The 23,551-nt window shown below is 66.7% G+C and carries 15 protein-coding genes; 7 read left to right on the top strand and 8 right to left on the bottom strand.

Annotation, left to right across the window (positions count from 1 at the left end; all coding sequences use genetic code 11):
* The first annotated feature begins 75 nt into the window (after positions 1 to 75).
* Positions 76 to 342: an acyl carrier protein gene (locus AAC979_RS01900; RefSeq protein WP_371345132.1), complete on the top strand. Its 267-nt coding sequence runs from the start codon at positions 76 to 78 to the stop codon at positions 340 to 342.
* Positions 320 to 1,342, top strand: coding sequence for a hypothetical protein (locus AAC979_RS01895; protein ID WP_371345131.1), 1,023 nt, complete (start codon positions 320 to 322; stop codon positions 1,340 to 1,342). The genes AAC979_RS01900 and AAC979_RS01895 overlap by 23 nt, the downstream gene beginning before the upstream one ends.
* Here AAC979_RS01895 and AAC979_RS01890 read toward each other — a convergent pair.
* Positions 1,315 to 2,361, bottom strand: a complete 1,047-nt coding sequence (locus tag AAC979_RS01890; protein WP_371345130.1) for a YheC/YheD family protein — start codon at positions 2,359 to 2,361, stop codon at positions 1,315 to 1,317. The two genes, AAC979_RS01895 and AAC979_RS01890, sit on opposite strands and share 28 nt — an antisense overlap.
* 175 nt (positions 2,362 to 2,536) lie before the next feature.
* Here AAC979_RS01890 and AAC979_RS01885 point away from each other — a divergent pair, with 175 nt between their 5' ends.
* Both AAC979_RS01885 and AAC979_RS01880 read left to right on the top strand, forming a co-directional pair.
* Positions 2,537 to 3,862 (top strand): DUF2254 domain-containing protein, encoded by a 1,326-nt coding sequence (locus AAC979_RS01885; RefSeq protein WP_371345129.1) that lies wholly within the window; start codon positions 2,537 to 2,539, stop codon positions 3,860 to 3,862.
* Between the two features lie 267 nt (positions 3,863 to 4,129).
* Entirely contained in the window at positions 4,130 to 5,770 is a 1,641-nt protein-coding gene (locus AAC979_RS01880) for an NAD-dependent malic enzyme (protein WP_371345128.1), read from the top strand.
* A gap of 113 nt (positions 5,771 to 5,883) precedes the next feature.
* Here AAC979_RS01880 and AAC979_RS01875 read toward each other — a convergent pair whose 3' ends face one another.
* Genes AAC979_RS01875 through bcsA form a run of 4 tightly spaced genes read right to left on the bottom strand, consistent with a single transcriptional unit; the run spans position 5,884 to position 13,797 of the window.
* Complete coding sequence (locus AAC979_RS01875) at positions 5,884 to 7,977, bottom strand: hypothetical protein (protein WP_371345127.1); 2,094 nt, start codon at positions 7,975 to 7,977, stop codon at positions 5,884 to 5,886.
* An 8-nt stretch (positions 7,978 to 7,985) separates the two neighbouring features.
* Positions 7,986 to 9,017, bottom strand: coding sequence for a glycosyl hydrolase family 8 (locus AAC979_RS01870; protein ID WP_371348976.1), 1,032 nt, complete (start codon positions 9,015 to 9,017; stop codon positions 7,986 to 7,988).
* Positions 9,018 to 9,061: 44 nt separating this feature from the next.
* The gene (locus AAC979_RS01865) at positions 9,062 to 11,605 is read right to left on the bottom strand and encodes a cellulose biosynthesis cyclic di-GMP-binding regulatory protein BcsB (RefSeq protein ID WP_371345126.1); all 2,544 of its coding nucleotides are present in this window, start codon (positions 11,603 to 11,605) and stop codon (positions 9,062 to 9,064) included.
* A complete protein-coding gene (gene bcsA / locus AAC979_RS01860; protein WP_371345125.1) occupies positions 11,602 to 13,797 on the bottom strand; it encodes a UDP-forming cellulose synthase catalytic subunit in 2,196 nt (731 codons plus the stop codon). The genes AAC979_RS01865 and bcsA overlap by 4 nt, the downstream gene beginning before the upstream one ends.
* A gap of 284 nt (positions 13,798 to 14,081) precedes the next feature.
* Between bcsA and bcsN the strand changes: the two genes are divergently transcribed.
* Positions 14,082 to 14,921, top strand: coding sequence for a cellulose biosynthesis protein BcsN (gene bcsN / locus AAC979_RS01855; protein WP_371345124.1), 840 nt, complete (start codon positions 14,082 to 14,084; stop codon positions 14,919 to 14,921).
* A gap of 7 nt (positions 14,922 to 14,928) precedes the next feature.
* Here bcsN and AAC979_RS01850 read toward each other — a convergent pair whose 3' ends face one another.
* Entirely contained in the window at positions 14,929 to 15,537 is a 609-nt protein-coding gene (locus AAC979_RS01850) for a hypothetical protein (RefSeq protein WP_371345123.1), read from the bottom strand.
* Between the two features lie 5 nt (positions 15,538 to 15,542).
* Positions 15,543 to 16,769 (bottom strand): YadA-like family protein, encoded by a 1,227-nt coding sequence (locus tag AAC979_RS01845; RefSeq protein WP_371345122.1) that lies wholly within the window; start codon positions 16,767 to 16,769, stop codon positions 15,543 to 15,545.
* 222 nt (positions 16,770 to 16,991) lie between these two features.
* Between AAC979_RS01845 and AAC979_RS01840 the strand changes: the two genes are divergently transcribed.
* Positions 16,992 to 18,209 carry an efflux RND transporter periplasmic adaptor subunit gene (locus tag AAC979_RS01840; RefSeq protein ID WP_371345121.1) on the top strand — a complete coding sequence of 406 codons (1,218 nt, stop codon included), beginning with the start codon at positions 16,992 to 16,994 and terminating at the stop codon, positions 18,207 to 18,209.
* A gap of 2 nt (positions 18,210 to 18,211) precedes the next feature.
* Complete coding sequence (locus AAC979_RS01835; protein WP_371345120.1) at positions 18,212 to 20,191, top strand: MacB family efflux pump subunit; 1,980 nt, start codon at positions 18,212 to 18,214, stop codon at positions 20,189 to 20,191.
* Between the two features lie 284 nt (positions 20,192 to 20,475).
* On the opposite strand, the gene AAC979_RS01830 is transcribed toward AAC979_RS01835, so the two are convergent.
* Positions 20,476 to 23,550 (bottom strand): efflux RND transporter permease subunit, encoded by a 3,075-nt coding sequence (locus tag AAC979_RS01830; protein WP_371345119.1) that lies wholly within the window; start codon positions 23,548 to 23,550, stop codon positions 20,476 to 20,478.
* Position 23,551: the final 1 nt, after the last annotated feature.

Below are 23,551 nucleotides of genomic sequence, written 5' to 3'. Positions count from 1 at the left end.
TGCCGCTGGATCGGCGCCCGAAGCTGTGATATCGGCGACTGCATCTGATCCTCGCTCAAGCGGATACGCGCATCCATGCAGGCAACCCTGGACCACGCGCGTGTGCTGCGCTGGATCATCGTCTATCTCGCCGTCATTTCCGGCGAGGACAGCGACACGATCGACGCCGATGCGCCGCTTTCCTCCTTCGACCTCGACTCCGTGGATGCCGTGGAAATGGCGCTGCAGTTCGAGACCACGTTCGACCAGCGCATCGGGGCGGAGTTCTTCCTTATCGGGGAGCCGACCCTGCGGGAACTGGCCGAAGTGATCGTCGCCAATGCCGCCGAACCCGCCGCTTGATCCCAGCGCCCTGCGGCCCTCGCCGCGGATCCATGCCGCCTCGCGCCTCGATTCGTCCTATCTCGCCTACGCCAAGTCGATCGCGCACGCCGATTCCGATCCGCAACTGCGCCTCGCCGTGTGCCGGCAGTTCGTCCGCAGCGGCATGATGGGCGAGGCGGTCGCCATGCTGTCGACGCTGATGGATGTGCGCGACCTGCGCGGCAGCGTGGCGGAGATCATGGGCGAGTTGCGGGCGCTGCGGCGCATGCGCACCGATGACGCCACCTTCGCGCCGGATACGGAGGCCAAGGACAAGGCGGCGAAGGATCGCGGCTACTGGGTGGTGCCGGCGCCGTCGGACACGACCCTTATCGCCTTTGCTGGCCAGGCGCAGATGCTCGGCCTGTCCATCTATTTCATGCACAGCCTGCTGGGACGGCTGAACGCCAACCTCATCTATCTCTTCGACTGGTCGAACAGTTATTATTTCGGCGGCGTGTCGGGGCTGGGCGGAGACGTGGAGACGACGGTAGCGCGCCTGCGCGATCTGTGCGCGCAGTTCGGGTCGCGCCGGGTGCTCTGCCTCGGCCAGTCAGCCGGCGGCTATGGCGCGCTGCATTACGGCACCAAGCTGCGCGCCGACGGCATCCTGACCTTCAGTCCCATCATCCTGCCGGTCATGGCCGAGGACGGGCGCGCGCGGATCGCGAGACGGATCGGCCGCGCGCTGACGGTCGCCGAGACGGATCTGCGACACGCAATCGCCAGCGCCGCGCACACGGCACATATCGAGATCGTCTATGGCACAGAGAATGTGGCGGATGTGGCCTCGGCCCGGCATCTCGCCGATCTGCCCAATGTGGTCGAGCGGCCGCTGTCGGGCGTCGACAGCCATGGAACCATCCAGGTCGCCGTCGCCAGCAACCGCTTCGTGCCGCTGCTGGAGGCGTTCGTCCGCTCCGTCGGTCCCGGTTCCTGGGGCGAACGCCATCAACGGGCGATCAGCGACAGCCAATAAGGCATGACCTCCATCAGCCGCTCGAGTTCCGCGGCCACGGAAAGGGGCCGCTTATTGGCCTCGATGAACCAGAAATGCAGGTCCTGGTCGACGGCGATATCCATGCCGAATTCATAGCAATCGCCGAGGCCCGGCGTACGGCACAGGCCGTTCGCAATGGCGCTGGCAAGCGCCTCCATTTCCCGCACCTTCGCCGCCACATCCTCCGCGCCGCGGGCGCTCAGGAAGGACTCCACATCCACCATGGCGCTGCCCTTGGCGCGATTCGACACCAGCTTGGAACCGATGGCGATGCGGCCGGTCACCCGGTAGAAGGACCAGCCTCCATCCGGGCGCCGCGCCATGTCGACCCGGAGCGTCGCCGGCTGGCCCACGGTGTCGCGGGTGTCGATGAAGCGCTGCACCAGAAAGGTCCGGTAGGACAGGCGCCCACGTATGGCGGCGGCCACACGGGCGATCGCCTCGGCCTCGGTGCCGCGCCAGGACTGGGCGTCCTTGTGCACGACAACGTCGTCGCCTTCCCGCAGGAGGAAGAAAAGTCCCGTGCCGAGGGCGCCATCGGCACGCTTCACCACCACCGAGCCACCGGCCAGCCAACGGGCGAGCTGCGCCTCCAGCCCCTCGGCGACGACCACCTCCTCCGGGATCAGATGCGGCCGCAACGCCGGGTCGGCGGCCAGCAGCGCGGTCATCTCGTGCTTGTCGAAGCTGTCGAAGGCGAGAAGCCGGGTCCGCTGGCGCAGCCAGTCCTCGACCGCCCGATATTCCGGCCGGATGGTGGGCGCAGCGGAAACGACGAGCGGCGGCACGGCAATATCGACGCTCGTCCATTCCCCGCGCACGAACTCGCTGCCCCGGATGCGCTCCGCCACGAGGTCGCAATCGACGCTGCGCGCGAAAACAAGCTGGACCCCGCGCAAGGCGGCCTCGCCGAGAAGAGCCCGGACCCGCATCGGCGCCAGAGCCTCCTGAAGGGTGGTCTCGTGTCCGAGCAGTACAATCGTCGGTCTGTCCGGCATCTGGCGGCCCTCCACGGCCGCACCGTTTTACCGGGTGGCGGCAGAACGGTGAACCGCCCCCCGTATCACCGCCCACCGAATTCTATCCGGCGCACACAAGTCGACGCCCCGGCACGGGACGCTTCATCGCAGGGAACCAAGTGGTGCCCTGGTGATTGATGGCGTGGGGGTAAGCATGCAACACCTGTCTCTGCCGACATGGCTGCTGGGCGTCTGGGATCGGCTGCGCTCCAGTTTCTGGTTCCTGCCCTCGACCATGGCGGCCGGTGCCACCGGGCTTTCCTTCGCCCTCGTCTGGCTCGACACAGCGCTCGCCAGCGATGCCAGCGACCGCCTCGGCTGGCTCTACGGCTTCGGCCCCGAAGGCGCACGGGCGGTGCTGTCGGCGGTGGCCGGTTCGATGATCACGGTGGCCGGCCTCACCTTCTCCATGACCATGCTGACGCTGCAGCTCGCCTCCTCGCAGTTCGGTCCCCGGCTGCTGCGCAGCTTCATGAGCGATCGCGGCAACCAGCTCGTGCTGGGGACCTTCACCAGCACCTTCCTCTACTGCCTGCTGGTGCTGCGGACCGTGCGGGGCACGGAGGAGTCCAGTTTCGTTCCACATATCTCGGTGACCTTCGGCGTCGCGCTCGCCGCGCTGAGTCTCGCCGTGCTCATCTATTTCATCCATCACGTCGCCAGTTCGATCCGCATCGAGACCGTGCTGGCCGATCTGTCGCGCGAGACACAGGCCGTTATCGACCGGCTGTTCCCCGCCCAGATGGGCCACGAGCCGAAACTGCGCGACGCCTCCCCGCCGGCCGGGCTGATCCGGGCGCTGGAGACGGATTCGCACGGCCTCTTCATGCCGGGCAGCGGCTATGTGCAGCGTCTCGACGACGCGGCGGTGATGCGCATCGCCGCCGAACATGATCTGGTCATCAGCATCGACGCACCGCCCGGCCGCTTTGTTACCGCGCAACAGCCCGTGCTGCGCGCCGCGCCGCGAGCGCGCGCCTCGCAGGAGGTGCTCGACCGGCTGCGCGAGGCGTTCGTCGTCGGCTCGGACCGCACACCCATACAGGACCTGAACTTCACGCTGCGCCGGTTCGTCGAGATCGCGCAGCGGGCGCTCTCCCCCGGGATCAATGACCCGACCACCGCGCTCTACTGCATCGACCGGCTCGCCCAGGCGCTGAGCCTGCTGGCGCAGCGCGACATGCCCGCGCCGGTGCGGGCGGACGAGAACGGCCGGCAGCGTGTGCTGACCCCACCCGTCTCGCTGCAGGACTTTGCCTGTCCAGCGCTCGCCGCCATTGCGCGCTACGGCATGAACGATGCCGAGGTGGTGCACCGGCTTCTGGCGACCATGGAGACGCTTGGCGCGACCGCAGGTCCCGAGGCACGCGAGGCGCTGCGGCGGCTTGCCAGCGCCGTCGAGGCGGAAAGCCGGACGACGCTGAAGCCGTTCGACCTCGGAATACTGGCCGAAAAGGACGGGTCGACCACCTTTCTGTAACGCTCCTCTGCGGTATGATGAAACGGCAGATGCCGGGAGCGTGACGATAGAACGACGCACGCCAGATGAAGCGCTCCCGCCCCTGTCTCCGCGCTTCGCCCGTCCACCCAGACCGATCTCATTGACAGACGACGAAGACGGTCGGAGCTTGGCGCGCAGGCCGGGAGGCTCATTAACCCTGCCGAAGGAGACGCCCGCCGCAAGGTGTCATGCGCGCGGCATTCGCCTGTATCATAGTGCTTCAACGCCCCATTTGGAGTAGACGCCATGTCGCCGTCCGGCACCCTGCCCATCCCTACCGGCCCGTCCCTGCTGCACAATCCAGCGCTCAATCGCGGCAGCGCGTTTTCGCTTGAGGACCGGGCGCGGCTCGGGCTTGAGGGCTTCCTGCCGCCGGTGGCCGATACGCTGGAGACGCAGGTGGCGCGCATCCATCTTCAGCTCTCGGTGCTCGACAATGACCTGCAGAAATATCTGCTGCTGAGCGACCTGCAGGCCCGCAACGAGACGCTGTTCTACGCGGTGCTGATGTCCGACCCCGCGACCTTCATGCCGCTGGTCTACACACCGACCGTGGGCGAAGCCTGCCAGAAATACGACCATGTGCTGCGCGCGAGCCGCGGCATGTATCTGCCGATCACGTTCAAGGGCCGGCTGAAAGAGGTGCTGTCGCACTGGCCGCAGAAAGACGTGCGCTTCATCGTCGTCACGGATGGCGAGCGCATTCTCGGCCTTGGCGATCTCGGCGTGAACGGCATGGGCATTCCCGTCGGCAAGCTCGCCCTCTACTCCGTCTGCGCCGGTGTCCCGCCGGAGATGACGCTGCCGATCACGCTCGATGTCGGCACCAATAACGGCACGCTGCTCGACGATCCGCTCTATCTCGGCCTGCGCCAGAACCGCGTGCGCGGCGCCGAATATGATGAGTTCATCGCCGAATTCGTCGCGGCGGTGACGGAACTGTACCCGCTTTGCTGCCTGCAGTGGGAAGACTTCGCCAATATCAACGCCGTGCCGATCCTCGAGCGCTACCGCGACGCGATCTGCACCTATAATGACGACATACAGGGCACGGCGGCGGTCGCCGTGGCGGGCATTTACGGCGCGCTGAAGCTCTCGGGCGAAAAGCTCACCGACCAGACCTTCCTGTTCCTCGGCGGCGGCTCGGCCGCCACCGGCATCGCCGAGCTGATCAGCCAGGCGATGGTGCTGGAAGGGCTCTCCATCGACGAGGCGCGGGCGCGCAACTGGCTGTTCGATGTGAACGGTCTGATGGTCAATTCGCGCGACGACATTGCCGGCTTCCAGAAGCCCTTCGCCCATGACCATGCGCCGATCAACAATTTCGTCGAGGCGATCGAGGCGATCCGACCGACCGGGATCGTCGGCGTCAGCACCGTGCCGAAGCTGTTCAACCAGGCGGTGATCGAGGCGATGTCCAAAATCAACGCCCGGCCGATCATCTTCCCTTATTCCAACCCGACCTCGCGCTCGGAATGCACGGCGGAAGAAGCCTATAAATGGTCGAACGGCCAGGCGATCTTCGCCAGCGGCAGCCCGTTCCCGCCGGTGGAGCTGGACGGCAAGCGCTTTGTCCCCGGCCAGGGCAACAATGTCTACATCTTCCCCGCCATGGGCATGGCGGTGCTCGCCACCCAGGCGACGCGCGTGACCGAGGACATGTTCATCGTCGCCGCCAAGGCGGTGGCCGAGCAGGTGCGGCCGGAAGATCTTGAGGTGGGCCTTATCTACCCGCCGCAGCGCGATATCCGCAAAGCCTCGCTGCATGTGGCGGCGCGCATTGCCGAACTCATCTTCGACAAGGGCCTCGCCCGGGTGCCCCGGCCGGACGATATCGAGGCGCATATCAACGAACTGGCCTACATCCCCCGTTATCCCGACCTCTGACGCGGCCGGCACTAAAGCAGTTCTGGTGAATCCATATTCACCAGAACTGCTCCCACTCTCTGATTATACGCATCTCGAATCCAAGACCGCCGGGCATTTTTGCGGGAATTGATCTAGCTGCGCCACTGGCGGGTCGCGGCCATGATGGCGTCGATGCCGGCGCCGGCTTCCGGATAGCCGGCGGCACGCAGCGCGGTGAAGATGCGCCGGGCCGAGATGAAGTCCCGGAGCTGGAAGTAGGACCAGCCCCGGATCATCATCAGATCCTGCTGCTCGGGGACCAGGCGGCTGCGCTCGTCAAGCGCCAGGATCGCCTCGACATAGCGCGCATCGCGATAAGCGGCGATCGCGCGTTGGGCGAGAAGGTCCGCGCTCAGCTCCGCGGCCCGCGCCGGTGGCAGCGGCGTTTCGATGGCGGCCACCTGTGCCTGGTTGGTCAGGCCCAGGCGCAGATAGGCCAGAGACTTGCCATAAGCGGCATCTTCGGCCGTCCGCCCCACCCCGTCGCGAACGCCGACATCGAAGGCGTCGATCGCTTCGCGTGGACGGTCGAGTTCGAGCAGGCACCAGCCACGCGCGACGGCCTCCCCCGCCGACAGGCGACCGGCGCGGAAAGCCGCCTCCCCGGCGCCGGAACACGGCGCCCCCGTCGCCAGCATCGAGGCCGCGGGCCCCCGGCTGGAAACAGTGCCGGCACCGTCACCACTGGCGGCGTCGGCAAGGGGCATCGGCGCCGCCAGCGCGCCGGCCGAGGCGAGGGCCGGCGTCACGGTCGACGATTGCGGCCGCGACAGGGGGAGCGGCGCAGCGGCCGGGGGCAGCGGCGCCGTCGCCGGCACAGCGCGCGCCAGCTTGCGGCGAGTCGCCGGCGAGGCCAAAGCGAGGATACGCTCGGACTTTCCGGCCCAATTTCCGGCGATGGCGTCGAGAGTGGCATTGTCCTTCAGCCGTGCGCTGGCGAGCGCCAGCCCATAGGCCGAGACTTCGTCCTGCGGCGCCCACTGCACGGCGGTACGGAACCAGGAGGCGGCGGTGCGGATCTGCCCGGTATTGTAGGCGTACCAGCCCAGAGCCTGCGCACCCGCGGCCGACTTGGCCGCCTGGACCACAGGAGCAAAGCGGGCGACCACCGACTGGTCGAGACGCGGCGGCGGTGAGGCCGCCAGCAGGCCGGTCATGAGGTCGATATAGGCGGCGCGGTTGCCGTCGCCAGCATCGCGCCATTGATAGGCGATCGGTTCCGCCTCCTGCGCGCGGCCTGTTGCCGCGAGCGCCAGCACATAGCCCTCGGCGGCCGAGGCTCCGCCCTGCCGGTCCAGCGCCAGCTTGAACCAGTCGACCGCCTTCGCCGCCTCGCCGCGCCGGAATGCATACCAGCCGAGCACCAGCGCGTCGTCAGCGACGGAACCGTTACGTGCCAGTTGCTCCAGTTCGGCGAGGTCGCCGGGGGATATAGTGACCGACACGTCCTGCGCGGCACGGCCAACCTGCAGACGCAGGAGATCTTCACGCAGGCCGGCGAGTTCAGGCATGGTGTCAGGATTGGCGCGGGCGAGCACGGCATCGAGATTGGCGCCGTCGAGAAGCTGCATCGCCTTCTGCGCGGTGGCGAGGCGTTCCTGCGAGTTCGGGCAGGTGGTGAGGATATAGATATAGAGATCCTTGGCGCGCTGAGGCTCCCCGGAGCGCACGAAGGCCTCGGCCACCCGCCACAGCACATCCATATTGGCGCAGACGAGCATGCCGGGCGTATCGGTGGCGATGCGCAGGACGGACGCCCATTGCTTGGCCTCCGAGGCGTTGACCAGCCGCCGAGCGGCCTCGCCCTCGTCGAGCCGGGTGAGGAGATCGGCCGGCGGCTGCCAGCCCGGCTCCGCCGCCTGGCGCTGAGCGATGGCGGCGCGAATGTCGGAAAACTTGCCTTCGGCGAAGAGCTGCCACAGACGGGCGAGTTCGGGATCCTGATCCGGTGTCGGGCTGAACAGGTCCTTGGGCGGCTGCCAGTTGGGATAAAGCGCCTTAAGCCGGGCGATCTCGGCGTCGAGCCGCTGGCTGTCACCCTGCGCCGCGAAGAAGCGCAGCGCGGATTCATCGACCTTGGGCGCTGTGGCGGCTTCACCGGAAGCGCCGGCATTCTCGGCTGGCGAGGGCGAGGTCAATTGCTGTCCGATGGCCGGGACGGCGACCGCCCCAAGCAGGACCAGCAAGACTACCCTCAGCGAAGACATGTCGGATATTTCTCACTCACCAGCGACAGGCTCAGGAGATAAAGGGTCGACGGGTAATACTGGCTTGGCTGCAGACGCCGCAGCTCCGCCGGAATGACCGTGCCGTCAATCGCGCAGGCCAGCGTCGCCGCCAGCATGCGGTAGCCCGGCTCCGCCAGCCGAGCCAGCGGCTTGCCGGTCGGGATGTTCACGATTGCAGGCATCCCGCCATTCTGCACCATCCAGTTGTTGAGAACGGATTTCTCAACACCGGCATCGGTGATGCCGGCACGCAGAAGGTAAAGAACTATCCTTAATGAATTGTAACCAAAGACCGGCTCGAACCCTTCCGCGGGCGCCAGCGGGCGGTCTGCCGGCGCGGAAATCCAATCGGGCGGCAGCTTGGCCGGGCCGAGGCGGGCCTCGGAAAGCAACTCCCGGCCAGAGGCGGCCAGACCCGCCCAGTCCACCTCGGGGGCAAGCCGGGCGAGCACCGGGAAGGCTTCGAAAATCCAGTAGGACAGGTTCAGCACCGGTCCGTCGGGCCGCTCACCGGCCGAGAAGCCGGTCACGCCCGGCAGCAGCACCAGCCGCCCACCCTCGCGCCGGACCACCTGCCGGCCGAGCGCCTGCGCGATGCGGGTGGCGCTGCGCACATAATCCGGCATGTTCCACGCTTCGCCCGCGCGGGCGAGCGCATAGGCGATGAGAATGTCGCCATCGCTGGCGACATTGATGTCGGTGACGTGCGGGTCGGCCTTGGGATCCCAGCGCCAGGCGGCGAGACCGTCGTCGCGGATCAGCAATTCGGTGCGGGTGAAGGTCCATATCCGTTCGAAACCTGCCTTGTCGCCCGCGAGATAGGCGAGCAGCATGCCATAGCCCTGCCCTTCGGAGTGACTGATCCGGCCATTGGCGTCGTCGATGACCCGGCCACTGGGATCCACGAAGCGGGTGGAATAGGCAGCCCAGTCGTCGCGGGAGATCATGCCGGCCGGCTCCTTTGCCGAGGCACAGGGGGCGAGAAGGCACGCCGCCAGCGCCAAAAGCGCCGCGCGACAGCCGCCGGCGCGCCGGCGCGCCCTCACGCGCGCCGCCCGGTGCGGCGCAGCAGCAGGCTGGTGACGATGGCGAAGCCGATACAGCATAGGACCAGGACCACGGCGTAAGTGACGATGTTGAGCGACAGCCAATTGGCGGCGATGAGCCGCAGATTGGACGGGGTCAACGGCTCGGTGACAATGAACCGGCGATTGGCCGGCACCCGGATGTCCATCTGCCCGGTGGCGGCGTCGAAAGCCACCGCCTGGCCATAAATCTTCGCCCAATATTCCGGCACGGTGAATTCGTCGATGGCCGCCTCGAAGCTTTCCGCCGTGCGCCCCGCGATCAACGTCCAGACCGCGTCGCTGTTCGGCGCGAAGCCCTGCGCCACCAGGATCGAGGTGTTCGGCGGAGGATTGAAGGGATCGGCGGCGCCCCCCCCGGAGAAATCGAGAGAGAGGCCGAAGGTACTGGCAATCCATTTCTGGAAATGGAGCAATTCGGCACTGATGCTGCTCCCCTCGGCAACCTGGTCGCGCCAGCGGTCGAAAATGGCCTCATTGCCGGAGCCTGAGCGCACCCGCACGGAATTGTCGACCATCGGCAAGGCGTCGGACGGGGGCACGAGTCCTTCCTGCCGGAACAGCGCGCCCGCCGCGGTGGACGGGTCGTCCTCGCGCTCCGTGCGCCAGCGTATCTTGCTGGCGTCCACCACGCCGACCTGACGAAGCACCTCCGGAGACATCTGGTTGATGTCGCCAAGGAAGAGGACCGGGCGGCGGCTGAGCGAGGCCGGCGCGGGCGTGGTGTCGACCGGCGTCAGGTGCTCATGGGCGAAGGCCAGCCGGGCCAGGATGGTCGCCGCCGCCGCGACGGTCGCGGCGTCGTGGCGCATCACCACCGCGACGGGTGGAGGGGAATCGAGATAGGGAAAGCCTCCGCCGAAGAAGGCCGCCAGATTGGGGCTCGTGCCGATCCGGGCGAAGTCGTCCATGACGAACTCGCTGGAATCGAACACCACGAAGCGCTTGTCATGCGCCAGCGTGGCGCCGGGACCGCAGATCCTGTCGCTGTCGACATCCAGCATCACCTCGATCCAGATGCGGTTAAGCCCGGCGCGAAAATGCGTCAGCGGAATCTTGATGACCTTCCGCTCCATCAGCCCGCCATGCCGGTCGGTGAGCATGTAGGATGAGGCGAGAGAACCGTTCACATAGACGGAAAGCTGGCTTCCCGGGCGCACGCTGGGCGCATAGGCCGCATCGAGCAGAATGCGTGCCTGGCCATTGGCGGAACCGTAAAAATCGGCCGGCAGGCCGATCGGGAAGCGCAGTTGCAGCCGCCGGCCGGAGAATTCCTGCGTCATCACGCCTATTTCGGAGAAGCGCACGCTTCCCGCGCCGGTGAAGAAGGGCGGGTCCGGCGCGAAGCGGCTGGAAATCTTCAGCTTGTTGCGATCCTCGATCTGCCCGCCGCCGGAGGTCACGCGCTCGATCGCCGCTTCCACCGCGCGCCCGGTCTCGCCGCCGAGCAGGAGAACCGTGCCGCCGATCCGACTGTCGTTGACAAAGCGCACCAAAGGCTGCCCGCCGACCAGCGAGGGGGGAACGACCAGCGCGCTGCGCAGGTCTTCCGGCAGCCCCACCACCACATTCAGCGTTCCCGGACCGGCGGGAGCGGCATCCGGCCCGACGATCGTCACCACGGTGTGGGAGTAGCGCCCACGCTGGCTCAATGCCTGCGCGGCGAGCAGGAGGCGGTCGCTGTGATGGGGCTCGATCGGCCCATTATGAATGAAACGGATGTGGGTCGTGCCGCGGACGTCGATGCCGATGGCGGGAAGATCCTCGACCGTGGCGGGCGATGGAATGGGCCCGCCGTCGAAGTCCACGCCGGTCAGCGCATTGTCGATCTCCATCCATAGATCATAGGTGGAGTCGATCGAACAATCGGTGCGGTGCACCGCCTGCATGTCGAAACGGATGAGATTGCCGCCCGCCCGCAGCACGCCGGCGGGTATCGCCGCCATCACCTGCGTCGGCCCTTGCGGCGATGCGATCGGGATTTCGGCCACGAGCTGGCCGTTGATCGTCACCCGCAGCCGCGAGCGTTCCGGCATGACATAGATGGCGTTGACATAGCCGATGAGCAGGGTCGCCGGGCGCTCCACCTCCTGCTGGGTGAAATACGTCACCCAGCCGCGCCCCATCGCCTCTCCCTCGAGGCGAAGACGCTGAAGCGGAACGATGAACCGGTCGGGCGTCCTCGTTTCCGGTTCGTTGGTCGTGGCCGACGCCGTGGCGACCGGCTGACCCGGCAGCATCTGGAACGGTGCCGCATAGCCGGGTGCGCCGGCACCGGGCGAAGCCGGGGAGGCGCTGGAGGGGCTCGGGGCCGTCATGCTGAAGGGCGCCGCCGTCGGCGCCATGGCGGCCGGCGTCGCGATGGCGTCCTCAGCCCCATCCTGCATGTCGAAGGCGGGGGCGGCCACCGGCTCCGGGGACTGCGCCTTCGCGCCAAAGGCGGCGAGCAGCAGCGCGGCGATGAGGATGCCGCGCGACAAACGGTACAAAAGTGCCATCATCGACCGTGCGCCCCCGCGAAAAGACCGGGCGCGAGGCGGCGGGTGAGCCTTTCCAGCAGCGTGACATAGGCGAGGCCCCGCAAGGTCTGATAGCCCGCAATGAGCACAAACCACACGGTGCCCTTGAGCACGCCGGGGTTTTTCCGTCTTCCCTGCTGGAATTTCTTCCACTCGTCAGCATCGGCGAAGATGAGATCGGCGATGAGCTGATAATGCGCGGCGGTCCTGGCGTTGAACTGGGCGCCAAGCACAAGCACGTTTTCATCAAAACTGATGTTGCGCACCAGCACCGGCAGCGTGTCGCTGATGCACTCGTCGGGCGGCGGCAGCCGCACCACGGCATGCATGCCAAGGCGCGCCTTGGCCTCCGGCGGCAGTTCCGTGCGCACCCGCACGCCCCCCATGGAGACATCGTCGATAACGGCCGGCACCTCGACGCCGTCGATCAGCAGGCTGCAACGCCGGCTGATGGTCATGCGCTGGCTGTGCCGCTTGGCCGCCTTCTCCGACACCACGCCGAGGGCGCAGCCCGAAATCACCAGATTGAGCAGGTTCCAGGTGCCGACGACGATGGTGATGTCGGCGGAGTAAGGCTCGGTCGCGATCCGCCAGAAGGTGACGAACACGGCGGCAATCTGGATGATGAAGATGATAAAGAACGGAATGCCGATTTCCGAGATACGATTCTCGTCAATCGTCTCGCCCTTCGACGTGACCCGGAAGGTCGGCTTCTTCGGGTCAATCATCACCGACAGCAGGGCTGGCAGGAGATAGACCGTCTGAATGTATTCATACAGCTCAGAAAACCACGGCCAACGGTACTTTCCAAACAGGTAACTCTGGATGAAAAGATTCGTTAACAGATAAACGGCTGTATAGGCGATGAATTCGGCGCCCGAACCGTTGAAAATCTCCAAAGAGAAGAACAGATAGCAGAAAGGCGAGATCAGAAATATCGCCCGCGACAGCGGGAAGAACCAGAACAGGATGCTGGACATGTAGCAGATGCGCTGGGCCATGGTCAGGCCCGAGCGGAACAGCGGGAAATGGAAGCGCAGGATCTGGTACATTCCCTGCGCCCAGCGCGAACGCTGTCCGATGAAGCTGGCGAAGGTCTCCGGCTGCAGGCCGGCGATCAGCGGGGTGTCGACATAGACGCTGCGCCAGCCGCGCGCGTGCAGCGTCAGCGCCGTCTCACAATCTTCCGTGATGGAGGAATGCGCGAAGCCGTCGGTTTCCCGCAGGGCGTCGCGCCGCAGCACCGCCGCTGACCCGCAGAAGAAGGCGCCACCCCAGCGGTCCAGCCCGCGCTGGATGACGCCGTAGAACATCTCATTCTCCGACGGCATGCGCTTCCAAGTGTTGAGGCTGCGCTCGACCGGATCGGGATTGATGAAGAAATGCGGCGTCTGCACGAGGAACAGACGCGGGTCCTCGTTGAAATAGCCCACGGTTTCGCGCAGGAACGAGCGCGCCGGCGCATGGTCGGCGTCAAACACCACCACCAGTTCACCGCTCGAATGGGCGAGGCCAAAATTGAGATTGCCGGCCTTGGCGAATTCGTTACGCGGGCGAGTGAGGTAGTTCACGCCCAGTTCGGCGCAGAGCCGGGACAGCGTCTCGCGCCGCTCCTGCGCTGCGCGGGCCGCGGCAAGGTCGTGCTGCTCGCATTTCTCGTCGGTGCCGCCATCGTCGAGCAGCCACACGGTGAAACGATCGCGCGGATAATCCATCGAGGTGGCGGCGGCCAGGGTGGTCGCCAACAGGGGGGCATCCTCGTTGTAACTGGGCACGAAAATATCGACCGTCGGCTCGCTGCCGGGCGCGATCGCCGGCGCGGGGCGCGGCGGCCGCGGCGCGGAGACGACGAAGAGGCTGAGCGCCATCAGGGCGACGCTGTACATCTCAGCGATGTAAAGCAGGAGGGCCGGAATGAAATTCGTCAGCTCTTCTACCGGAGGTAGCGTTGACGTGGTTCGCCAATACACGTATCTTGATACCATTGCCACGCCGAGAGCCAAGGCAACCATGCGCGGCACACCTTCCGGCGCAAACATTCTCAAAAATACAATTAGTAGAATCACTATACAGCCCGTCACGAGCTGCGCCTGCAAATTAACCGGCAAGGTGACAATAAATGCTACCAGAGCGACTAATATTACCCAGATACCTGTAAGCCAACTTCTATTCATGATTTTCGGTTGGTCTCCGCAGTCGCCCGGGGACGGCTCTTACGTGGTACGTGGACTGATCGCAAGTCGCCAAGGAACACTGGTCTTGGGCGCGCGATCACATCGGATAACATCTTGTTCGATCTTTGACCGTTTCTGCCAAGGCGCCGGGGCGCTAGATTGCCGTAATGCGTGATTCGTTTTGCGAAATTGACAGGGTCGTCATGCCTCGCCCCACCCCCGGATCCGGCGGCAAGGCCGCGCGTCACCACGACCTGAGCCAGGCCAACAAAACCGCGCAAAGCTTGCGCCGGGGTGTCGTTGCCCTCGGCTGTCTGCTGCTGGCGGGTGGCTGCACCACCGGCCGCCCACCCATCGTCGCCACACTGGCGATCGAGGTGCCTCCGGTGGAGGCGCTGGTGCTTCCGGAACCCGGCGGGCCGCGCATCATCGGCGTGATCGAGGCACGTTATGCCAATGCGTTGCAGCAGGAAGTGATGCTGGCCACCGAGGCGGCCACGCCCGGCCAGAACGCCTTCAGTGTCGTGTTCTTCGGGCCGGTGGAGGGGCGTACCGGACCCGAAAACATCAAGAGCGACACCTTCCTCACCGATTATGCCCTCGCCGAGGAGATGGAGCAGGCGCTGCCGGGCATCGACCTGCGGCCCTCGACCTATTTCGTGCAGAACCGCTACGGGCCGTTCGGCTATGCGCTCGGCCATGGAGCAGGGCACGACCTTTGCCTCTACGCATGGCAGCGCATCCAGGGGCAGGCGCGGGTCAATGTGCTGGCGGGGGATCGCGGCGTGCTGTCGGTGCGCCTGCGCTTCTGCCAGAGCGGGGCGACCGAGGCCTCGCTGCTGCGGATCATGTACCGCTACACCATCAACGGCTATTTCCTGCCGCGCAGTTGGCAACCCTATGGACGCCCGCTGCCGGTCGCGCCGGAGCTTGGCCGGATCGGCGGACCGGTCGTCTATCCCGCGCCCGTCTTCGGCGCAGCCGGGGCCACGGCGCCGCCACCGGCACCAACGCCGATCGCGCAGCCGGCCGCACGCACGGCGCCCACAGGCGGGGAAAACGCCGCGAGCGTGCCAAGCGCCCCGCTGGAAGGCTATCCCGTCGTTCCCGCTCCCCAGCCCTGAACGTACGCTAGCCGCGCGGTCGATCGCCGGGGGGAAGCGGAATGCCGAGGCTCGCGGCCGGCGGCAGGTCCGGGAGGCGGAAGCCAGCCTCCGTCGCCGGACGGGATGGTGCGGCCGTCGGGGGTGCCGCAGCGGCGCGGGCGAGGGAGGCGGTCGCCTCCGGCTCCAGCGGCGCGGCGGAGATGGCGCCAAGGCGCCAGTGCCCGTCCACCGGAAGGAAGGCCATGTCGAAGCCGATCCGCAGCGGCGCGGTCGGGAAATAGCCGCGCAGGCGCAGCGCGCCGTCCGGCCCGATGCCGGGCGCAGCCGACAGCTTGGCGTCGAGCAGCGCCACCGCGGCGAAATCCAGCCGCTGGTCACGCCAGAGGCGGAAACGATCCGCCAGCGCGGCGCTCGAATTGGCATCGCGGAAGGACGGCGCGGCGAGGTCGCGCAGCACCGAGTAATTTCCCGTCAGGTTGGCCTGGTTGAGCGCGATCAGCGTGCCGCGTAGCAGGGCGAGCAGCACCGGGGGCGGCGGTACTGCATCCGCCGTCGTCTCCTCCGCACGGGCGAGCGAGGGGGTCAGCAGACCCAACAGGAGCAGAAGGACGGGAAGGCCGGGGCGCCGGCGCATCGCTCTCACCATGCGAACAGCACGCCGGCCTTGCCGCCGACCGTGCCCTCATTGAGACCGATGCCGATGCTGCCGGTGAGGAAGAAGGAATCGTCGGCGATACGCGCGATGCTGGAGAGAGCAAGCGCGTTCTGGCCGCCGAACGTGCCCCATTGGGCGCTCACGGCCATGTTCTTGCCGGAGGGCAGGGTCGGCGTGTCCATCGCCATCGCCATGGCGACGCCTTCGCTCACACGGTCGATCTCGGCCATGACCGGGCGCAGGTCAACAAGCTCCGCCACGCTGGCGCTGGCGAGATTGCCGGCGGCATCGGTAGTGACGATCTGCACCGCGCCGCTCTGCGCCGCCCGGCTGGCGCCGGAGGTCAGCCCGGCCATCGTATAGGTCGAGCTGCCGGTGCCCAGCGCCATCTGGTTGGCGCGGCTGGTGACCGCTCCGGCCCCGAGCGCCGTCGAACCTTCGAAGGAAGCGATGGCGCCATAGCCGAGAGCGGCGGACTGGGCGGCGGAGGCATTGGCATTCTGGCCGAGGGCGGCGGCGCCCGCCCCGGCGGCGACCGCGTTCTGGCCCAGCGCGGTGGCGCCCGCACCATTGGCGGTGGCACCGAAGCCGAGGGCGGTGGCGTTGTCCGCATTGGCGACCGCGCCCTGCCCAAGTGCGGTGGAGCCGGCGCCATTGGCGGTGGCGCCGGTGCCCATTGCGGTGCTGCTGACGGCATTGGCGACCGCCCCCTGCCCCACCGCCGTGCTCGACGCCGCATTGGCGCGCGCGCCCTGGCCGATAGCGGTGGCATTGGCGCCATTGGCGAGCGCGTCCTGTCCGAGCGCGGAGGACGCCGCACCATTGGCGCTCGCCCCGCTGCCGAAGGCAGAAGAGAGGTCGGCATTGGCGGCCGCGCCCTGGCCGATAGCGGTCGCCTGTTCGCCATTGGCGCTCGCGCTCCAGCCGACCGCCGTCGAGGACACGCCATTGGCCACGGCGAGTTGACCGAAGGCGCTGGCCTGATCGGCGAAAGCGCGCGACCCCTGCCCGACCGCGGTGGTGCCGGCCTGCGTCGCCTGCGCGTCATCGCCGATGGCGGTGGAATCGCTCCCACTCGCCACGCCGCCACATTGCAGCGCCGTCGCCGTCAGATCGCAGCTTATCTCCTCGGCGCACGCCATCCCGGGCGCCAGCCCCGCCAGCAGGGCCCATGCCGCCGATCCACCTATGCCCAAAAGGCGCCGTCGCATCCAACGCTCTCGAAATTCCGCTCGGCGCACTGCGCGCAGCGCCGGCAGCATCGCGGGGACATGGTTAACGTCACGTTAACCATGTCCCCGCGATGCCCGGAAAGCATCCGGAGGGGCAATCTCGGGCAACAAATTGGCACGCTTTTCAACCGAGCGGGAAACAGCCGGGCAATCCGGCCGCGCTAGTTCAGGCCGGCGACGAACCGGACCGAGAGAGACAGAGTGAAGGGCAGACATGTAGCGCCGCTCCTGCTGGCGGCCTTGCTGATCGGGCTCTCCAGCGCCTATGCCACGCGCAGCCATTGGGCCGCCGACCCGAATGCCACGCTTGTCACGGCAAGGGTGGCGCGCGGGGACGTGGAGGAAGTCGTGCTGGCCACCGGCACGCTGAAGCCGGCCAAGCTGGTCGCCGTCGGCGCCCAGGTATCCGGCCGCATCACTCGTGTCGCGGTGTCGCTCGGCCAGGAGGTCAAGGCGGGAGCCCTCCTCGCGGAAATCGACTCCGTGCTGCAGGAAAACGCCCTGCGCACTGCGCGGGCGTCTCTCGCCAATGTGCGCGCCCAGCTCACGCAGCGCGAGGCGCTGCTGGAGCGCGACGTGCTGATCCTTGGACGCCGCGCCTCCATGGTGAACACCAAGATCGTGTCACAGGCCGACTTCGAATCCGCCGAGGCCGACGTGAAGTCCTCGCGCGCGCAGATCGACCAGTTGAAGGCCCAGATCATCGAAGCCGAAGTCGCGGTCGAGAATGCCCAGTCCAATCTCGGCTATACCCGTATCACCGCGCCGATAGACGGTACCGTGCTCGCCATCGTCAGTCAGGAAGGCCAGACGGTGAATGCCGCCCAGTCGGCCCCCACCATCGTCGTGCTCGGCCAGCTCGATACCATGACGGTGCGCGCGGAAATCTCCGAGGCCGATGTGGTGCGCACGGCGCCGGGTCAACGGGCGTTCTTCACGATTGTCGGCGACAGCACCCGTCGTTTCGAGACCGAGCTGGCCTTCATCGAGCCGGCCCCGGAATCAATCAAGACCGACGACAGCTTCACCTCCAGCACCGCCTCGTCCTCGACCAGCACGTCGAGCAGCAGCAGTTCCGCCGTGTACTACAATGGTCTTCTCAACGTGCCGAACCCCGAGGGGCGGCTACGCACCTATATGACGGCGGAGGTGCATATCGTCGTCGGTCACGCCGCGAACGTGCTCACCATTCCGGCCATGGCACTCGGCGCGCGCGGCGCGGACGGGCTCTACGAGGTGCGGGTGCTGGGCAGCGACGGACAGGTGGAGACCCGCCGCGTCGAGATCGGCCTCAACGACAAGACGGTGGCTGAAATCCGCGCCGGCCTGTCGGAGGGCGAGCGCGTGGTGACGGGCGACACCGCCACTGTCGCGCCCGCCAGTTCCGGCCTGCCCGGACCGCCGCCCATGGGGTTTTAAGCATGAACACCGACGAGGCGGACGCACCGGCGCTGCTGACGCTGGACGGGGTGACCCGCACCTATCGCTCCGGCGACGAGACGGTCACGGTTCTGCGCAGCGTCGATCTTGCCATCGCCGCGGGCGAAATGGTCGCCATCATCGGCGCTTCCGGCTCGGGCAAATCGACACTCATGAACATTCTCGGCTGCCTTGACCGGCCCAGCAGCGGGCACTACCGCATCGCCGGGCGCGACGTGGCGCAGCTCTCGACGGATGAGCGGGCGGACCTTCGACGGGCGCATTTCGGCTTCGTGTTTCAGCGCTACAATCTGCTGGCCGAACTCACCGCGCTCGGCAATGTGGAGATGCCCGCCATCTATGCCGGCGAACCGCCTCGCCCGCGCCTCGCCCGCGCCGCGACACTGCTCGGCCGGCTCGGCATGGCGCCCAGGCTGACACACCGGCCGGGCCAGCTCTCCGGCGGCCAGCAGCAGCGCGTCTCCATCGCCCGCGCCCTGATGAACGACGCCGAGGTGATCCTCGCCGACGAGCCGACCGGGGCGCTCGACCGGCAGAGCGGCGAGGAGGTGCTGCGGATTCTGGACGAACTCAACGCCGAAGGCCGGACCGTGGTGCTGGTGACCCACGACCCGGCAGTGGCGGCGCGGGCGAGCCGGATCATCGAGATCGACGACGGGCGGATTGTCGGCGATCGGCGGACGGCGCCGCTCCGGCCGCGCCTTTCGCCGCCGGCTGACAGGACGGCGGTAGCGCGCCCCGGCTGGCGCCAGAGACTCGACCTGCTGCGCGAGGCGTTCCGCATGGCGGTAACGTCGATGAACGCCCATCGCCTGCGGACGGGCCTCACCATGCTCGGCATCGTCATCGGCGTCGCATCGGTGGTCTGCGTCGTTGCGCTGGGCGAAGGTTCGCGGCAGAAGGTGCTGGCCAATATCAGCGCGCTCGGCACCAACACGATCGAGATTTTCGCCGGCAAGGACTTCGGCGACACCCGCTCGGGCAAGATCACCACATTGGTAGTCGCCGACGCCGAGCAACTCGCCCGCCAGCCCTATGTGGCCGCTGCCACCCCCACCGTTTCGACCCAGACCACCGTGCGCTTCGGCGGCAAGGAAGCGAACGCGCTGGTGAACGGGGTGAGCGAGCACTATTTCGCCGCCAAGGGCACCACGCTGGCGCGCGGCCGCTTCTTCGATGCGAGCGCCATCGCCGAGCGGGCGCTCGATGCCGTGATCGACGAAAATACCCGCAAGACGCTGTTTGATGGAACGGGGGTGGAACCGATCGGCGCCGTGCTGCTTATCGGCAACGTTCCCGCGCGGATCGTCGGGGTGACCCGGCCGCAGCAGGGTGGGTTCGGCTCCAGCCAGAACCTCTCGCTTTACCTGCCTTACACAGCGGTGCAGAGCCGTATCCTCGGCTCCAACGCGCTGCGCTCGATCACGCTGAAGGTCAAGGACGACGTGGAAACCGCCTATGCCGCCCAGGCGGTGACGCAGTTCCTGACCCAGCGCCACGGCAGCAAGGACTTCTTCATCCTCAACACCGACGACATCCGCCGCACCATCACGAGCACGACCCAGGCCCTGACGCTGCTGATCGCCGCCATTGCCGTCATCTCCCTGCTGGTCGGTGGCATCGGGGTGATGAACATCATGCTGGTGTCGGTCTCCGAACGCATCGGCGAGATCGGCGTGCGGATGGCGGTCGGCGCACGGCCCTCCGACATATTGCAGCAGTTCCTGACCGAGGCGGTGATGGTCTGCCTGCTGGGCGGCGCTGTGGGGGTCGGGCTGGCGCTGGCTTTCGGGCTGGCATTCGCGATGGCCGGTCCGGCTTTCCCGCTGATCTACTCCAGCGGCGCGATCCTGCTAGCACTCACCTGCTCAAGCCTTATCGGCATCGCGTTCGGCTACCTTCCGGCACGTAATGCCGCCCGCCTCGATCCTGTCGCGGCCCTGAGCAATTCCAGACAGTAATCTTCAGAAACATGATCGCATGGGCGGGACATATCCCGACCGCACTCTCATCCAAATCAAGAGGGAATGTACACTCAACAATTCGTCACCCGGCGGTCGTCCTCTATGCTGAAATTCGTCATATGGCTGTGGCACTGGCTGACGGACAGCTATGAATTACATTGCCCTTATTGCGGCTCCAGCGAATCCTGCGAGGAATGCCTGAGCTTCTGGGCGATAAAATAGGCCGATGCTCGGCGGCGCGCGCATGACGCGGCCGCTGCCCCTCACCGCCCTGCCTCCGCCTATTCCGCTGGCGTATGGACGATGCCGGGGGCGATTTCAGCGTGGGGCGTGTGGTGAACGCGCCCGATCAGCGAATAGACCACCGGCACGACGAACAGGGTGAGCAGGGTGCCGAGCGTCATGCCGCCGACAATGACCCAGCCGATCTGTGCCCGGCTCTCGGCACCGGCGCCGCTCGCCAGCGCCAGCGGCACGGCGCCCAGCACCATGGCGCCCGTGGTCATCAGAATGGGTCGCAGACGCAGGACCGCCGCCTCGATGACCGAGGCGCGGCGGTCGAGGCCCGCCTCCTGCTGCTGATTGGCGAATTCGACAATCAGAATGCCGTGCTTGGTGATGAGGCCCACCAGCGTCACCAGTCCGATCTGCGAATAGACGTTGAGCGACCCGCCGGTGAAATACAGCGCGGCCAACGCCCCGGTCATGGAAAGCGGCACGGTGAGCATGATAATGACGGGATCGCGGAAGCTCTCGAACTGGGCCGCAAGCACGAGATAGATGAACCCCAGCGCCAGGAGGAAGATCACCACCAGGCTCTGGCCGGCGGCGCGGAACTCGCGGCTCTGGCCGGCCACATCGGTCTGCACGGTCTGCGGCAGCACCTCGCGGGCGGTCTGGTCGAGAAAGGCCAGCGCCTCGCCCTGCGAGAAACCCGGCGCGAGATTGGCGGAGATGGTGGCGGAGCGTAGCTGGTTGAAGCGCTTGAGCTCCTGCGGCGCCACGCTTTCGCGCACGGTGACGAGGTTGGACAATTGCACCATTTCGCCGCTTGCCGAGCGCAGATAGATGGTGTCGAGCGTCGCCGGGGTCGAGCGGTCGCGGGCGTCGAGCTGCACATAGACGTCGTATTGCTCGCCACCCACCTCGAAGCGCGTCACCTGCCGCCCGCCGAGCAGGCTTTCCAGCGTGCGGCCGAGGACGGCGATGTCGATGCCGAGATCGGCCGCCTTGGCGCGATCCACCGAGACGGAAATCTCCGGCTTGTTCAGCTTGAGGTCGCTGTCGATGCTGACGAGGCCGGGATAGTCGCGGATGCGCTCCAGAAAGCGGTCCGTATAGTCGTCGAGCTGTTCATAGGTGCCGGAGGTCTGCAGGACGAACTCGATCGGCCGTGAACTGTTGGAGGCGCCGAGCGAGGGCGGGTTGTTGGCATAGGCATTGACGCCGGCGATGCGCCGCAGTTCCGGTGTAAGCTTCCTCACCAGTTCCTGCTGGCGCACGTCGCGCTCGTCCCAGTCCTTCAGCCGGCCGATCACCAGGAAGCGGTGCACCTCGGGAAAGCCGTTGATGATGAGGACACTATCGACCTCCGGCTCTTTCGAGACGATCTGGTCGATCTGGCCGGTATAGCGCGAGGTATAGGCGAGGGTAGAGCCTTCCGGCGCGCTTCCGGTGACCCGGATCACGCCGCGATCCTCCACCGGAGAGAGTTCGGACGGCAGCACCGAAAGGAAGAAGGCGCTGGCCCCGGCGACGCCGAGCGCCAGCAGCAGAATGAGCGGACGCACACGCAAGGTCACGCCGAGCAGGCGACGATACCCGCTCTCCAGCGCCCGCAGCCGTCCTTCGATAAAGGCGGACACGCGCCCGGGCTTCGCGCCATGTTTGAGCAGGCGCGAGCACATCATGGGTGTGAGTGTCAGCGCCACGAAACCGGAGACGATAACTGCGCCGGCGAGCGTCAGCGCGAACTCCAGAAACAGCCGGCCGGTGCGGCCCGGCGCGAAGGCCACCGGCGCGTAGACGGCGGCCAGCGTGAGTGTCATGGCGATGACGGCGAAGCCGATCTCGCGCGCGCCCTTGATGGCGGCGGGGATCGGCTTCATGCCATGCTCGATGTGGCGGAAGATGTTCTCCAGAACGACGATGGCATCGTCGACCACGAGGCCGATCGCGAGCACAAACGCCAGCAACGTCAATGTGTTAACACTGAAACCCAGCGCGTACATGATGGCGAAGGTGGTGACCAGTGAGATCGGGATGGTCACTATCGGAATAACCGATGCCCGGAACGAGCGCAGGAACACCACGATGACCAGCACCACGAGGATGACCGCCTCGAAGATCGTGTGGAATACCGCTTCGATGGAGCGGTCGATGAACACCGCATTGTCATTGCCGATGGTCGCGGTCATGCCTTCCGGCAGGCTCTCATTGACCGCTGGCAGAATGGCCCGGGCGCCGGCGGACACGTCGAGCGGGTTGGCCACCGCCTGCTTGATCACGCCGATGAAGATCGCCGCACCGCCATTGAAGCGGCTCGCCCTCCGCTCGTCGGCGGCGCCGAGTTCCACCCGCGCCACGTCGCGCATATGCACCTGCGCGCCGTTTGCCCGCTTGACGACGATCTGGTCGAACTGGTCGACCGTGGTCAGCCCGGTGCGCGAGAGCACGGTGAATTCGCGATCGACGCTCTCGATGCGGCCGGAGGGGATCTCGACATTCTGCGCCCGCAGCGCATCCTCGACATCCTGCACGGTGAGGTCATAGGCGGCGAGGCGCTCGCGATCGACCCAGATGCGCATGGCATAGCGCCGCTCGCCATAGATCTGCACATCGGCCACGCCATTGATGTTCTTGAAGCGGTCGACGATGTAGCGGTCGATATAGTCGGACAGTTCCAGCCCCGACATGCGGTCGGAACGGAAGACCACGAACAGCACCGGCTGGGCGTCGGCCTCGACCTTGGAGATGACCGGCTCGTCAATCTCGTCCGGGAGACGCTGGCGCACACGGCTGACACGGTCGCGCACATCGCTGGCGGCGACATCGGGATCGACTTCCAGCCGGAAGCGGACGGTGATGCGGCTCGACTCCGAGCGGCTGGTCGATTCCAGCACGTCAATACCGGCGATGCCGGCAATGGACCCTTCCAGAACCTGCGTGACCTGGCTCTCGACAATACTGGCCGAGGCGCCGGGATAGGTCGTGACCACCGACACCACCGGCTCGTCGATGTTCGGATATTCCCGCACCGTCAGCCGGCTGTAGGAGACGATTCCAATGAGGATCAGCAAAAGGCTGAGCACCGTCGCGAAGACGGGACGGCGGACGCAGAACTCGGAAATGCCCATG

Source organism: Ancylobacter sp. IITR112, from assembly GCF_041415945.1.
GTDB lineage: Bacteria > Pseudomonadota > Alphaproteobacteria > Rhizobiales > Xanthobacteraceae > Ancylobacter.
Note: the sequence above shows the minus strand (reverse complement) of the source record. Positions and strands in the feature narration are given on the sequence as shown.

Bases quoted from the DNA above. Each gene is read 5' to 3' on its own strand.
- AAC979_RS01900 (WP_371345132.1), top strand. From the start codon at position 76: ATGCAGGCAACCCTGGACCACGCGCGTGTGCTGCGCTGGATCATCGTC.
- AAC979_RS01895 (WP_371345131.1), top strand. From the start codon at position 320: ATGCCGCCGAACCCGCCGCTTGATCCCAGCGCCCTGCGGCCCTCGCCG.
- AAC979_RS01890 (WP_371345130.1), bottom strand. From the start codon at position 2,361: ATGCCGGACAGACCGACGATTGTACTGCTCGGACACGAGACCACCCTT.
- AAC979_RS01885 (WP_371345129.1), top strand. From the start codon at position 2,537: ATGCAACACCTGTCTCTGCCGACATGGCTGCTGGGCGTCTGGGATCGG.
- AAC979_RS01880 (WP_371345128.1), top strand. From the start codon at position 4,130: ATGTCGCCGTCCGGCACCCTGCCCATCCCTACCGGCCCGTCCCTGCTG.
- AAC979_RS01865 (WP_371345126.1), bottom strand. From the start codon at position 11,605: ATGATGGCACTTTTGTACCGTTTGTCGCGCGGCATCCTCATCGCCGCG.
- bcsA (WP_371345125.1), bottom strand. From the start codon at position 13,797: ATGAATAGAAGTTGGCTTACAGGTATCTGGGTAATATTAGTCGCTCTG.
- AAC979_RS01850 (WP_371345123.1), bottom strand. From the start codon at position 15,537: ATGCGCCGGCGCCCCGGCCTTCCCGTCCTTCTGCTCCTGTTGGGTCTG.
- AAC979_RS01845 (WP_371345122.1), bottom strand. From the start codon at position 16,769: ATGCGACGGCGCCTTTTGGGCATAGGTGGATCGGCGGCATGGGCCCTG.
- AAC979_RS01835 (WP_371345120.1), top strand. From the start codon at position 18,212: ATGAACACCGACGAGGCGGACGCACCGGCGCTGCTGACGCTGGACGGG.
- AAC979_RS01830 (WP_371345119.1), bottom strand. From the start codon at position 23,550: ATGGGCATTTCCGAGTTCTGCGTCCGCCGTCCCGTCTTCGCGACGGTG.